This is a genomic window from Photobacterium galatheae, assembly GCF_000695255.1.
Lineage (GTDB): Bacteria > Pseudomonadota > Gammaproteobacteria > Enterobacterales > Vibrionaceae > Photobacterium > Photobacterium galatheae.
Genome location: NZ_JMIB01000001.1, coordinates 1 through 12,416, shown reverse-complemented (window position 1 = coordinate 12,416; position 12,416 = coordinate 1). Strand labels below are relative to the sequence as shown.

Genomic DNA, 12,416 nt, shown 5'->3' with positions numbered 1-12,416 from the left:
CGCGCTTGGGTTCAGTGCCAATCTCAGCCTTTTCTGATGCGCACCAACAGCTCATTTGGTGTTGACCATTTTTATTTGAGCCACTATGATGACTTTTAAATGAGCCACACCAAATGAACCAGTCATTCTGTCGTGCCCCGACAAAAACAACACAGAAACAAATACAGATACAACACAGGAACATCCCATGCCGACGACTTATGGCTACATTCGGCTGTCACCGAAAATGACCGATCCGGATGCTTTCATCCGGCAAATCACCGATTTCAGTCCGGATCTCCAACTGTTTCAGGAAACCGGGATGCGCGGCAATGTTCCCGCAGAAGATCGTCCGCAGTACCGTGCCTTATTTGATCGCCTCAAACCCGGCGATCAACTCATCGTCCGCTGGGTAACGGATCTGGGTTTTCATTTCGATGCTTGTCATCTGACTCTCAGCAATTTGCTGGATAAAGGCGTGATCATCCATACCCTGAATCAGCCCCTGACATTTCAGCCGAATTGCCCGGTGACCGACGCTTTGCTGCGAATGCTGAAAGGCTACGCCAGCTCGCAAACCCAGCAACGATTGTGGGCCGCTGAAGCGAGTCGCGGCATTCTTCGGCAAGACCCATCGGCCTGGAAAGAAAAATTTCGGGGCCGGCGTGCCAATCAGGCACAACACCAACAGATCGCCAGGCTGCTGCAAGCCGGAAAAACACTGCAAAGTGTGGCGGATGAAGTAGGCGTCAGCATTTCCACCGTCAAACGTGTCAAAGCCAAAATGCAGCATCATGGCCACAACCAGCCATCCATGAACGATAAACAATAAAAAGAGCACAACACATGCAAAAACGTCTTCAACCCAAAACATTCACCGTCTCAGAAACATTCGATATCAGCCCGAACATGCGCCGTATCGTGCTGACCGGCGAGGATATCCGGCAACTTCCGGCAGACAGTGCCGGACAATATGTCAAACTGCTGTTCACGCCGGAAGGCAGCACGGATCTGAGTACCCTGACCGAAGGTCAGCGTCCGGTGATGCGTACTTTTACTATCAGCGAATTTGATGCCGTGCAGGGCCGGTTTTCAATCGACTTTGTCAAACATCATCATGGGGACACCGTCGATCAGATGCAGGGCGGATACGCCAGTCACTGGGCCATGCAGACACAGGCGGGCGATCAGATTTCCATTGGCGGACCCAACACGATTCAAGGTCTGGCAGAAGACTATGACTGGGTGCTGATCATCGGCGATATGACCGCCCTGCCATCGATTCAGCTCAAAACCGCCAGCCTGCCCGCAGAGGCCAGAGGCTATGTGGTGCTGGATCTGCACAGTGATGCCGATCGGCCAGCCCTGAACCTGCCGGCCGGTGTTGAACTGATCCTCAGAACCGGGGATCTCCAGACGGCCCCTTCGCTGGCAGAGCGCGTGGCTTCACTGCCATGGCTAACCGGGAAACCGGCCATCTGGTGTGCCTGTGAATTCAGCAATATGAGAGCCATCCGCCAGCATCTCAGCCAGCAGCCAGAATTCGATCGCAAAGCCTGCTACATCAGCAGTTACTGGAAAGCAGGCGTCACCGAGGACGGCCATAAAGTCATCAAGCGTGATGACCAGGAAAATTACAGCGGATAAGCGACGACGGTAGTCATACCGAATAAAAAACACAGCCTGACCGGCAGAATGCAGGACAGGCTGTTTCGTCAGGGATGGATAGCTTCAGGCATCCTGCAGGAAATCCAGCATCCAGCGGGTCACCCGTTCGCTGTCGACCGGTTTCTCCAGCGATGTCAACCCATGATCCAGCACTTCCGCAGGCAGGATGTCTTTTCTTGCCAGCATCAGATCCCGGGAGTAAGGCTTACTGAACTCCGGGTGCCCCTGAATGCCGAGGAAGTGCTCACCAACCTGCATCATGGCATACGGACAAAAGTCGCTTCCGGCCAGCACCACACTGTTTTGCGGCAGCGTCACCACCTGATCCTGATGGCTGACCACCAGCGACAGGCTTTCAGGCACCGTGGCTGCACCGTTCACGCCCCGGGGTAACGCCAGCAGCGAATGGGTTGCGACGCCAACCCCCCAGCCCTGCGGGGCCTGAATCACATCGCCCCCCAGCGCTTTGGCAATCAACTGATGCCCGAAGCAAATCCCCACCAGTTTTTTCTGGTTTGCATACAGGGTCCGGATGAAGTCCAGCAATGGCGGGATCCACGGCAAATCATCATTCACGCTGAAGCGACTGCCCGTCGTCATGTAGGCATCGCATTCATCCATCTCTGAAGGCAATTCACCGTCCAGCGCCCGGTAAAACACCAGTTCCAGCTCGCGGTCGGCATGATGCAGTAACTGCTCAAACATCGCCGGATAATTCCCGTGTGCCGGCTGCAAATCCTGCCGGACATCATCGCACTGCAAAATACCTATTTTCATCAGCATGGTGTCTCCTTGGTGTCAGGCTTACGGAAGCCGGCCCGTGACGGCATCAACAAAAATCTGGCTGTATTCCTCTGCCGAGAAAGCAATCGGATTGCCCCCGGCTGATGGATCCTGCACGGCCATTTCCCCGACCCGCGGTGCTTCTTCAAGGGTGATGTCGATCTCAGCCAGCGTATGCGGAATCTTCAGTTCGGTGCGGAAGCCCAGCACCCAGCGCAGGAAAGCATCAAAACCGGGCTCTGGTAAATCCAGGTAACGAGCCAGATCCGTGATCCGGTCTTCAATTGCAGGACGATTGGCCGCCAGTACATAAGGCATCAGAATCGCATTCAGCAGACCGTGGTGCTTGTCGTACAAAGCACCCAGTGTATGCGCGATGGCGTGCATGCCACCCAGCCCGCGCTGAAAAGCGGTTGCCCCCATGCTGGACGCCACCAGCATCTGAGTCCGGGCCTCAATATCTTCACCCTTCGCCACCGCCAGCGGCAGATAGGTTTTGATCAGCCGGATGCCCTCCAGTGCAATCCCCTCCGCCATCGGGTGATAGCCGGGCGCACAGAAAGCTTCCAGATTATGCGACAACGCATCCATTCCGGTTGCAGCCGTGATATGCGGCGGCAGACCAACGGTCACTTTCGGGTCAAGCAACACACGAACCGGCAGCATCTTCGGATGGAAAATAATCTTTTTGACATGATTGACCGTGTCGGTGATCACCGAGGCACGCCCCACTTCGGAACCGGTTCCGGCGGTGGTCGGAATCGCGATCACTGGCGCAATGGCACCGGCATTGGCCTGAAGCCAGTTGTCGCCCACATCCTCAAACGCCCACAGCGGCAGAGACTGCCCCGCCATCAGCGCGATGGCCTTGGCCGCATCCAGACTGGAACCGCCGCCAAACGCAATCACCCCGTCAAAGCCACCCTGACGATACACTGCCAGACCATCTTCGACGTTCTCTCCGGTTGGATTGCCCTGAATCCGGCTGAACACCTCACAGGCAATCCCGGCTTCCCGGCACAGCGCAACCGTTTCAGACACCATGGGCAACTCCGCCAGACCGGGGTCCGTCACCAGCAGGGCTTTGCGGATCCCGGCACCATGACACGCCTGCGCAATCTGATACAGACAGCCTTCGCCGACCGTCATCGGTGTCGGGTAATTCCAGTTTCCTTGTAATGCCATCTTGCTCTCCTTAAGGCCGCTCCGTCGCCAAGCACAGCGCGGCACGTTTCTGAAATACGGTGAATTAACCCAGTGTTTTGATATGGAATGACTTCGGACGGGTCAGCGCCTCAAAGCCGAGCACAGACAGCGTGAAGCCGCGCCCGGATTGTTTCACCCCGGTCCAGGCCAGCGCCGGATCCAGATAGTCACACCGGTTCATAAAAAACGTCCCGGTCTCCAGTTGTTCGCCCAGCGTGATCCCAGTGTCGATGTCCTGCGTAAAAATACTGGCGGTCAGGCCGAAATCGCTGTCGTTCATCAGGGCGATGGCTTCCTCGTCGCTGCTGACCTTCATGATGCCAACCACCGGGCCAAAGGATTCTTCGTGCATGACCCGCATCGAATGATCCACCTGCGTCAGAATCTGCGGCGCCAGATACGGCGTGCCGGCTTTGCTGAGCGGGAAGTTTTTCTCGTCGATATGCGCCACAGCCCCCTGAGCAACAGCTTCTGCAATCTGCCCCCGGACAAAATCGGCAGCACTGGCACGAACCAGCGGGCCAAGTGTGGTGTCCGGATCATCAGAACGACCCAGCGTGTACTGATTCACGATCGCGACCGCTTTCTCAACAAAGGTGTCGTAAACCGAAGCGTGAACATAAATACGCTCAATCCCGCAACAGGACTGGCCGCTGTTAAAAAATGCACCGTCAATGGCTGTCTCAACAGCGGCATCCAGATCAGCATCTTCACGGATATAAGCCGGATCTTTGCCGCCCAGTTCCAGTCCGACCCCGATAAAGCGTCCGGCAACCGCCTGTTCGACATGGGCACCGGCAGGCACCGACCCGGTGAAGGCGACATGACTGATCTGCGTCGACTGAATCAGCGCCGTGGTGTCGTCATGGCTGAGATGCAGAAACTGGAACACCCCTTCCGGCAGTCCGGCGGCATCAAATGCGGCCTTCAGGCGTTCCGCACACAACGGCGTCTGTGCCGAATGCTTCAGAATGACACTGTTGCCCGCCAGCAGGGCCGGAACGATGCTGTTCACCGCCGTCAGATACGGATAGTTCCAGGGCGCAATCACCGCAACCACCCCCACGGGTTCACGGCGGATGTACCGGGTAAATCCGGGCTTATCCGGCAAAGTGACGGGAGCCAGTGCCGTCTCACTGGCCGCGATCATGTAGCGTGCCCGCTCGGCCAGTCCTGCGACTTCCCCTTTGGCGTAACGGACCGGACGTCCCATCTGCCAGCTGATTTCCAGACCGATCTCCGCCTGATGGGCTTCAAACCATTCGACGGCTTTGGCGCAGATGGCCTGACGCTCTGCCAAATCGGTGCCGGCCCAGTTTTTCTGTGCGCGTTCTGCCAGCGTCAGCGCCTGCTGAATCTCAGTCTGTGAAGCATGCGGCCGGGTGACATACACACTGCCGTCAACCGGCGAAATTGTTTGCTGCATGGTTGTCATTGCAAGTCTTCCTCAAGGTTTGTTGACCTAGATAATTTCGAAATAGCGGTCCATTTCCCAGTCCGTCACATGCTTTCTGAATTCACGCTCTTCCCACTCACGGGTGGCCGCAAAATGATCGACAAACTCATCTCCAAACATAGTACGGGCCGCTTCCGACTGCCTGAATCGCTGCGCGGCTTCCCACAAGGTGCGAGGCAATTGCAGTTCCGGCGCATGTGTCTGTTCATAGGCATTACCTTTTACCTGTTCAAAGGGTTCCCATTCCTGAAGGATGCCGTACAGACCGGAAGCAACCGCAGCCGCCAGGGCCAGATAAGGGTTGGCATCTGCCGCGCCGAGACGGTGTTCAATCCGTTGCGACTTTTCACTGCCGGGGATCACCCGCAGCGCCGTGGTGCGGTTTTCCACGCCCCAGGTCGCATCGGTCGGCGCCCAGAAGCCCGGGATCATGCGGGTATAACTGTTAATGGTCGGCGCAATCAGACACAGAAATTCCGGCATCAGACGCTGCTGTCCCGCCAGAAAATGACGCTGGATTTTGCTCATGTTGTGGGTCTGCGATGGGTCGAAGAAAGCCGAAGAACCGTCTTTGTTTTTCAGCGAAACATGGATATGCCCGCTTTGTCCGGGATAATCACCCGACCATTTCGCCATGAAGGTCGCCATCAGCTCACGCTTCTGTGCCAGCACCTTCATGAAAGTTTTGAACAGCGCGGCTTTATCTGCGGCCGCTTCAGCACCATCCACACCGATGGCGGCTTCCAGCACACCCGGTCCGGTTTCAGAATGAATACCCTCGATCGGGAAGTCCATCTGCTCCCCCATTTCAAGAATCGCGTGATACAAATCGGAATGGACTGAATTGCGGATCATCGAATAGCCAAACCAGTCCGGCGTAATGGGTTCGAGATTGCGAAAGCCTTTTTCGCGGGCCGAATGCGGTGTTTCGTTGAACACAAAGAACTCGTACTCCAGTGCAGAAAACACATCGAAGCCCATTTCATCGGCTTTTTGCAGCACCCGGCGCAGGGTACCGCGCGGGCAGACTTTTTCGGCCTCTTCCGTAAACTCTGCAATAAACAGCAGCATGCCGCCTTCCCCGTACACGTCACGGCAGGTCTGGGGCAGAATCCGCACCGGGGCATCCGGGTAGCCTGTATGCCAGCCGGTGTAGCGCGCGTTATCGTAAAGCTGGTCTTTCGAATCCCAGCCCAGCACCACATCACAGAAAGCAAACCCTTTTTCCAGCGAGGAAAAGAATTTCGATTTCGCCATATATTTACCGCGCATGATGCCGTCGTTATCAAACAGCCCGACTTTGACATGGGTCAGACCCCGTTCCTCAACAATGGCCATTGCGTCTGCAATCGTCTTCACTTCTCTGGCTTCCATGTGTACCTCTTTTGATGAAGATGGCTCGTACCTGAGCCGTGTGATCAATGATTCAGTCCGGACGCGCTTACTCGCCACGCGCCCGGATATCCGGTGAATTAGCTGAGTTCAGACTCAGCACTGGAAATCAGGTCAAACTCTTCTTCCGGCGCATTCGCCACAATCCGGTGGCGGCTGTACAGGGCGAAGTAAGTCAGCATCACGGCATAGAAGAGTGCCGACCACAACGCCGCCTGCAGGCTCACCACAAAGGTGGATGCCAGTGCCACTAACGACAGCACCAGAGCAATGCCGGACGTCAGCGTGCCCCCCGGGGTTTTGTAAGGACGCGCCAGTTCCGGTTCTTTCTGGCGCAGCAGGATATGGGACAGGCTCATCAGGGCGTAAGATACGGTCGCACCGAACACCGCCATGGTGATCATCAGATCGCCCTCGCCGGACAGCGACAGCAGAAAGCCAATCACGCCCGGGACAATCAGTGCCCAGACCGGCACTTTTCGCTCACCGGACAGCGACAGGAAACGGGGCAGATAACCAGCCCGGGACAGGGCAAACACCTGACGGGAATATGCGTAAATAATCGAAAAAAAGCTGGCAATGAGACCGAACAGGCCAACAACGTTCACAAATTTGGCAGCGAAAGAATCTGTGCCGTAAACCGCCTGCAAAGCGCCCACCAATGGCGCACTGTGAGATTTCATCGCCTCCGCACCGGCACCGCCCGGAACCAGAATCAGCACCACGGCAGCAAAAACAATCAGCAGCAACATGGAAGCGATAATCCCGCGCGGCATGTCTTTGGCCGGGTTGGTCGCTTCTTCTGCGGCCAGCGGAACACCTTCAACCGCCAGAAACAGCCACATCGCAAACGGCAGTGCCGCCCAGATCCCGAGATAACCTTCCGGTAAAAAGACACTGGCACCGGCGACATCAGCTTGAACAGGAATATCAAAAAGGTTGTTGATGTCGAAGTGAGGCAGCATGCCCAGTGCAAACACGAGAATTGCAATCACCGCCAGAATCGTAATGCCCATCATGATCCGCAGCGCCTCTCCGGCTCCCCACAGATGAATCCCGACAAAGGCACAGTAGAAGACGGCATACACCACCGGGCCATCGATGCCAATCAGTTCGTTAACGTAACCGCCAATGAAGATGGCAATCGCCGCTGGGGCAATGGCGTATTCCAGCAAAATCGCAGTGCCGGTCAGAAAGCCGCCCCAGGGCCCCATCGCCCGGCGGGCAAAGCTGTAGCCGCCCCCGGCCGTCGGAATGGAAGATGACATTTCGGCCAGACTTAAAATCAGGCACAGATACATCAACCCCATCACAATGGTTGCCAGCAACATGCCACCGAATCCGGCACGTTCCAGACCAAAGTTCCAGCCGGCAAAGTCGCCGGAAATCACATAAGACACCCCGAGGCTGGCCAGAAGCACCCAGCCGGCAACGCCTTTTTTGAGCTGTCGTTTATTTAAGTAATCGTCAGAGACGGTGTTATTTTCGACTGCTTGATCATTGCTGTCAGACATCACTGTTCCTCTTCAACGGTAGATAAAGTCAAATCGCTTCTTTGTTACAGCTTTGTTAACTTAAAGGCGATTCGATAACCCCGACAACAAGAATCAGTTCTGCTAACAGTGCGGCATAAATTTTTTTAATAGTGATGGATGGCCCACTCAAAAAAACCAATTAATTCATCAGGTAACAGACAAAACCTTAACAAACATCAAAGACATAACGCTCAGCTTCAGCTCTCCGCCTGCACCAAAATGGCGGATGTTTTACGCCTCAGTCGTTCCAGTCAGAAACAGGGTCACCCGGCATAAAATTCGTGTTCCAGCCAGGGCAGTTCATCGCGGATCTTCGGTAAAAAACTTTGATTGATAATCTGACGGCTGTCGTTTGCCAGAATCTGCGGCAGATTCCCTAACTCGTGATGACGGCTGACCAGCGTCAGGTTCCGAAAAAAAGGTTCATCGCCGGGCAACGGCAGGCAAGTGAGTTTGTCTCGGATCGGCCCGCACTGGAACAGGCAAAGCGGTGTGGTGATGGTCCAGCCCAGACCGGCTGCGACACTGGTGAGCACTGCAAAGGTATTATCCAGTTGCATCCTGATCGGCACGTTCAGATTCTGCCGTCGCAGATAGCGTTCAATGGTCACCCCTATCAGCGAATCACTGGTATAGCGAATAAAATCAAGCTGATTCACCACCTGATGCAACTGCTGAAACTGACTCGCATACAGGCTCGGAATCACCAGTACAAAGGGTTCGCGAAGAATCCGGTGACGGCTGAGGTGTTCATGATTATCCAGCGCATCATCAGAAATGATGATATCGACGCTGCGGGACAACAGCGACTGGGCATGCATATGAGAGCGGCCCGTGCTGATCCGCCAATGCTCGGTATGACGTTTGATCACTTCCACCAACGGCTGACCGAGCGAGGTTGCCAGCGAGTCGACCATCGCAATCCGCAGCAAATGCAGTTTCTGGAAATTGCCCTGAGTCATCACCCCGTGGGTTTTCTCGGCCTCGGCCAGCAAATGGCAGGACTGATCGTAGAAATAACGTCCGGCAACCGTCAGTTCGACAGGCCGGACACTGCGGTCCAGCAAAGCCACATTAAGATTCTGCTCTAAGGCAGAGAGGGTTTGCGACACCGAAGACTGCGTCAACCCAAGCTGCGTCGCAGCCATCGTCATATTGCCGGTCTGAGCCGTGGCGACAAACACTTCGAGTGAACGAAGATCGAATCCGAATCCTTTCAAATCAGCCATCCTTCTGAGCTGCCAGCATGCGCGATGAGTTCTGACAGGCATGACCTCCTGTCATGCAGCATGCCTTCTTGTGACATGCAAAGCGTCAGAACCTCATCAGAACAATCACGCAAAGGTATAATTTACAAATAAAAATACCTAAATATCAAACTCATCAGTGATATTTGCGTGCTCCATGGCATGGCCGGTTTTTCTGTCACAGGCACAGCGACCGGGACAGTCATCAGTGATTCGGAATATACGCTACTTTTTCCATCCCGATTGCCGGTAAAATGTAGTCAGCCAGCAACTGTAATGGAAAATCTTCATCCTGATTGAAATAAGCGCCTGATGTCATGGCAAACACCAGATTCAGCTCAGGCACAATAAACATCTCCTGCCCGCCGCTGCCACGCATGGCTGCAATCGACACCCGCTTCCCATTCGACTCAATCTGTGGCAGCCACCAGTTATAGCCATATTCAATAGATTTCCACGACCAGAACTTTCCGCGAGGCATCAAGCTTTGTTTTACCCATTGCGGAGACAGAAGCTGCTGCCCGTGCCATTCCCCCTGATTGAGGTACAGCTGCCCCAGCTTGGCTAAATCACGGGTTCTGAGATATAAGCCCGATGAACCTAAATACTGGCCCGTCACTTCATGCGCAAACCAGTCATAATTCGTAATATGGAGTGGCCCGAACAGGGCTTTGTCGGCGTATTCACGCAAGTCCATCCCCGAAACCCGTTCAACCACGCCCCCCAGCAACACGCTGACACCCCCCTGATAAATAAATTTCTCACCGGGCCGGTACGCCATTTTCTTGTTCAGAATGTATGCGTAAGGGTCGGGCGACAGCCACATATTCATGGCATCACTGTTCCGCTCTCCCCACTCGGCCCAGTCCAGCCCGATATTAAACATCAGGGCATTTTCCAGCGTGACATCGGCTTTATGGCTTAAATCCGCCACCGCCTCGTTCTGATAGTAACTGAACAGTGGCTGCTTCAGGCTGGGGATCGCACCCGATTGCAGCAGCGTACCCAGCAAGGTTGCTGTCACTGTTTTAGTCACAGAACGCATTTGGTGCGCTGTATCCGGCCCGGGCGGATAATGTGTGGGCATGGGCGTCCCCGTCGGCGTATTCGCCGCAGGATAATACTGCTCAAACACCAGTTGCCCGTCTTTGGCAACGAACAGTGAATGAACATGCTTGCGCTTACTTCTGCTCACGAACTGATGCAGTGAGACCAGCTTCTCTTCATCAAAACCCAGGGCTTTGGGCTCTCTCACCGGCCAGTCGTTTTGCTGAGATAACTGAACCCAGCTGAAGTTGCTCATATCAACATGGTTCAGCTGATAAAATGAAAACGCAATCAGCCCCAGGCCAATCAAAATAATTTTCTTCACAATCCCTCCCGATACTGATGATCACCCAGTCATTCCGACGATATTGAATAGCACTGAATTGCATTAACACGAGCAATCATCAGCATTGACAAAAACAATCCATTCAACGAATTCCCATGGATTGACAACATAAAAGCATCAAAAATCATGTTCTTATACAACCCTCGGTTTTGCGTCACTAGGATCTCGGGGATTGAATTCACAATCTCATTCTGTTTTCTGTCATTAATTTAATTGGCGTCACGTATTTTCAGATGTCATTGAAATGCGGACTGCCTTCAGAGAGAGCAAGCGCCAGAAGTCATCAGCATACTGGCACCCGATGACCCCAAGCAGCGTACATAAATAATCACGATAAAAATCACGACAGTACAGGCAGGTAAAAGGCACACAGCAAACAGCACCGTACGCCCGGAAGGACAGGTTTATTTCACCACAGTTGCAGATTCACGCCTTGCCTGTAAAAAGGCTTTACCCGATTCGATTTGAATCAGTTGATCAAGGTAAGGACGAATTTCATGTTGCTGTTTTTCGCTACAATAATAAAGGACACAGTGAAAATTCCGCAATTGATGATGAGGGTCAGGTGCATTATCATCCTCCAACCAATTGGGTAATATATCCATATGTTGAAGCGTGACTAAACCGATGCCATTTTCATACATCGCTTCTTCAAAATCTTCACGGATCATATATCTAAGTTCTTTCAAAAATGGAAACACCTTCACCTTGGGGTCATTATTAAACCCGGTCATTTTAAAGGCCATCAATGCTCCCGCACCTGCCCCTACAAAAGCCAGTGGCCCCACCAAACCCACAGCCAATAAGCACAGCACGATACCGACATAAGCGGCATTACGGGTCGCTGCATAAAAAACCTCAGGCACCAGTTCAACCGTGCTGACAATGATTCCGTATTCGGTTAATTTGACATGTTGACGTTTTGTAGACTGATACAGAAAGTAAGATGCGCTCCCCATCATCAGCGCCAATATGCTAAACGCAAGATACCATCCCCACGAATCACCCAACAAAATCGCGAATAGAAAGATCATGAGAACAACCCCTGAAGTTTGAACCCATCTCAAGCCTTGCACCAAGTCACATTCCCATTCATAAATCACATCCGCTTCCAGCACCTGCTGGATCTGTTGCTGCTTATATTCTTCTGTACATTTTGGCAAGTATTTGAACTGGTTTTTCATCAATGTATCTTCAAATAAAAACGGGCGCACGATTAAGATTGCGTGCACCCTTAATTTAATCGATTAATTTAAATTCATTTCCTTGGCTCGTTCACGCCTAGCCTGTAAAAAAGCTTTACCCGATTCGATTTGAATCAGTTGTTCAAGGTAAGGGCGGATTTCCTTTTGTTGAGATTCATTACAATAATAAAGTACACAATGAAAATCTCGTAAATCCTGATAAGGATCAGATGCATTTTCATCCGCCAACCAATCCGGCAAAATATCCATATTTTTTAGATTCATTAAAACAACACCATTTTCATAAGTAGGCTTCTCAAATTCATCTCGGATCATATATCTCAATTCTTTTAAAAATGGAAACACCTCAACTTTAGGCTCATTATTAAACCCTGTCATTTTGAAGGCCATCAATGCTCCCGCACCTGCTCCCACAAAAGCCAACGGCCCAACAAAAATCACGGCCAATAAGCACACTACAATTCCCACATAAGCGGCATACCGGGTCGCCGCATAAAATATTTCCGGCACCACTTCGACTGTGCTGACAATAATTCCGTGTTCGGTTAATTT

At 53.0% G+C, this 12,416-nt stretch carries 10 protein-coding genes and 1 pseudogene; 2 read left to right on the top strand and 9 right to left on the bottom strand.

From position 1 onward, the window contains the following. The first annotated feature begins 187 nt into the window (after positions 1-187). Positions 188-811 carry a recombinase family protein gene (locus tag EA58_RS00055; protein ID WP_081819499.1) on the top strand — a complete coding sequence of 208 codons (624 nt, stop codon included), beginning with the start codon at positions 188-190 and terminating at the stop codon, positions 809-811. Positions 812-825: 14 nt separating this feature from the next. Further along, complete coding sequence (locus EA58_RS00050) at positions 826-1,626, top strand: siderophore-interacting protein (protein WP_036747461.1); 801 nt, start codon at positions 826-828, stop codon at positions 1,624-1,626. Between the two features lie 84 nt (positions 1,627-1,710). Here the strand turns inward: EA58_RS00050 and EA58_RS00045 are convergent, their stop codons facing one another. The 9 genes and pseudogenes from EA58_RS00045 to EA58_RS21635 all read right to left on the bottom strand — a co-directional run. Next, positions 1,711-2,430: a glutamine amidotransferase-related protein gene (locus EA58_RS00045; protein ID WP_235199511.1), complete on the bottom strand. Its 720-nt coding sequence runs from the start codon at positions 2,428-2,430 to the stop codon at positions 1,711-1,713. Between the two features lie 21 nt (positions 2,431-2,451). Next, positions 2,452-3,615, bottom strand: coding sequence for an iron-containing alcohol dehydrogenase (locus tag EA58_RS00040; RefSeq protein ID WP_036747459.1), 1,164 nt, complete (start codon positions 3,613-3,615; stop codon positions 2,452-2,454). A 64-nt stretch (positions 3,616-3,679) separates the two neighbouring features. Next, positions 3,680-5,071, bottom strand: coding sequence for an aldehyde dehydrogenase family protein (locus EA58_RS00035; protein ID WP_036747456.1), 1,392 nt, complete (start codon positions 5,069-5,071; stop codon positions 3,680-3,682). A gap of 27 nt (positions 5,072-5,098) precedes the next feature. Next, positions 5,099-6,466 (bottom strand): glutamine synthetase family protein, encoded by a 1,368-nt coding sequence (locus EA58_RS00030; protein ID WP_036747454.1) that lies wholly within the window; start codon positions 6,464-6,466, stop codon positions 5,099-5,101. Positions 6,467-6,564: 98 nt separating this feature from the next. Then, positions 6,565-7,998, bottom strand: a complete 1,434-nt coding sequence (eat, locus tag EA58_RS00025) for an ethanolamine permease (protein WP_036747451.1) — start codon at positions 7,996-7,998, stop codon at positions 6,565-6,567. 284 nt (positions 7,999-8,282) lie between these two features. Further along, entirely contained in the window at positions 8,283-9,290 is a 1,008-nt protein-coding gene (locus EA58_RS00020; RefSeq protein WP_235199510.1) for a LysR family transcriptional regulator, read from the bottom strand. A 181-nt stretch (positions 9,291-9,471) separates the two neighbouring features. After that, a complete protein-coding gene (locus EA58_RS00015) occupies positions 9,472-10,638 on the bottom strand; it encodes a serine hydrolase domain-containing protein (protein ID WP_036747447.1) in 1,167 nt (388 codons plus the stop codon). Positions 10,639-11,063: 425 nt separating this feature from the next. After that, positions 11,064-11,843, bottom strand: coding sequence for a hypothetical protein (locus tag EA58_RS00010; protein WP_152547885.1), 780 nt, complete (start codon positions 11,841-11,843; stop codon positions 11,064-11,066). A gap of 63 nt (positions 11,844-11,906) precedes the next feature. Beyond that, positions 11,907-12,416: pseudogene (locus tag EA58_RS21635) on the bottom strand (hypothetical protein); the annotation flags it as partial.

Bases quoted from the DNA above. Each gene is read 5' to 3' on its own strand.
- EA58_RS00055 (WP_081819499.1), top strand. From the start codon at position 188: ATGCCGACGACTTATGGCTACATTCGGCTGTCACCGAAAATGACCGAT.
- EA58_RS00050 (WP_036747461.1), top strand. From the start codon at position 826: ATGCAAAAACGTCTTCAACCCAAAACATTCACCGTCTCAGAAACATTC.
- EA58_RS00045 (WP_235199511.1), bottom strand. From the start codon at position 2,430: ATGCTGATGAAAATAGGTATTTTGCAGTGCGATGATGTCCGGCAGGAT.
- EA58_RS00040 (WP_036747459.1), bottom strand. From the start codon at position 3,615: ATGGCATTACAAGGAAACTGGAATTACCCGACACCGATGACGGTCGGC.
- EA58_RS00035 (WP_036747456.1), bottom strand. From the start codon at position 5,071: ATGACAACCATGCAGCAAACAATTTCGCCGGTTGACGGCAGTGTGTAT.
- EA58_RS00030 (WP_036747454.1), bottom strand. From the start codon at position 6,466: ATGGAAGCCAGAGAAGTGAAGACGATTGCAGACGCAATGGCCATTGTT.
- eat (WP_036747451.1), bottom strand. From the start codon at position 7,998: ATGTCTGACAGCAATGATCAAGCAGTCGAAAATAACACCGTCTCTGAC.
- EA58_RS00020 (WP_235199510.1), bottom strand. From the start codon at position 9,290: ATGCCTGTCAGAACTCATCGCGCATGCTGGCAGCTCAGAAGGATGGCT.
- EA58_RS00010 (WP_152547885.1), bottom strand. From the start codon at position 11,843: ATGAAAAACCAGTTCAAATACTTGCCAAAATGTACAGAAGAATATAAG.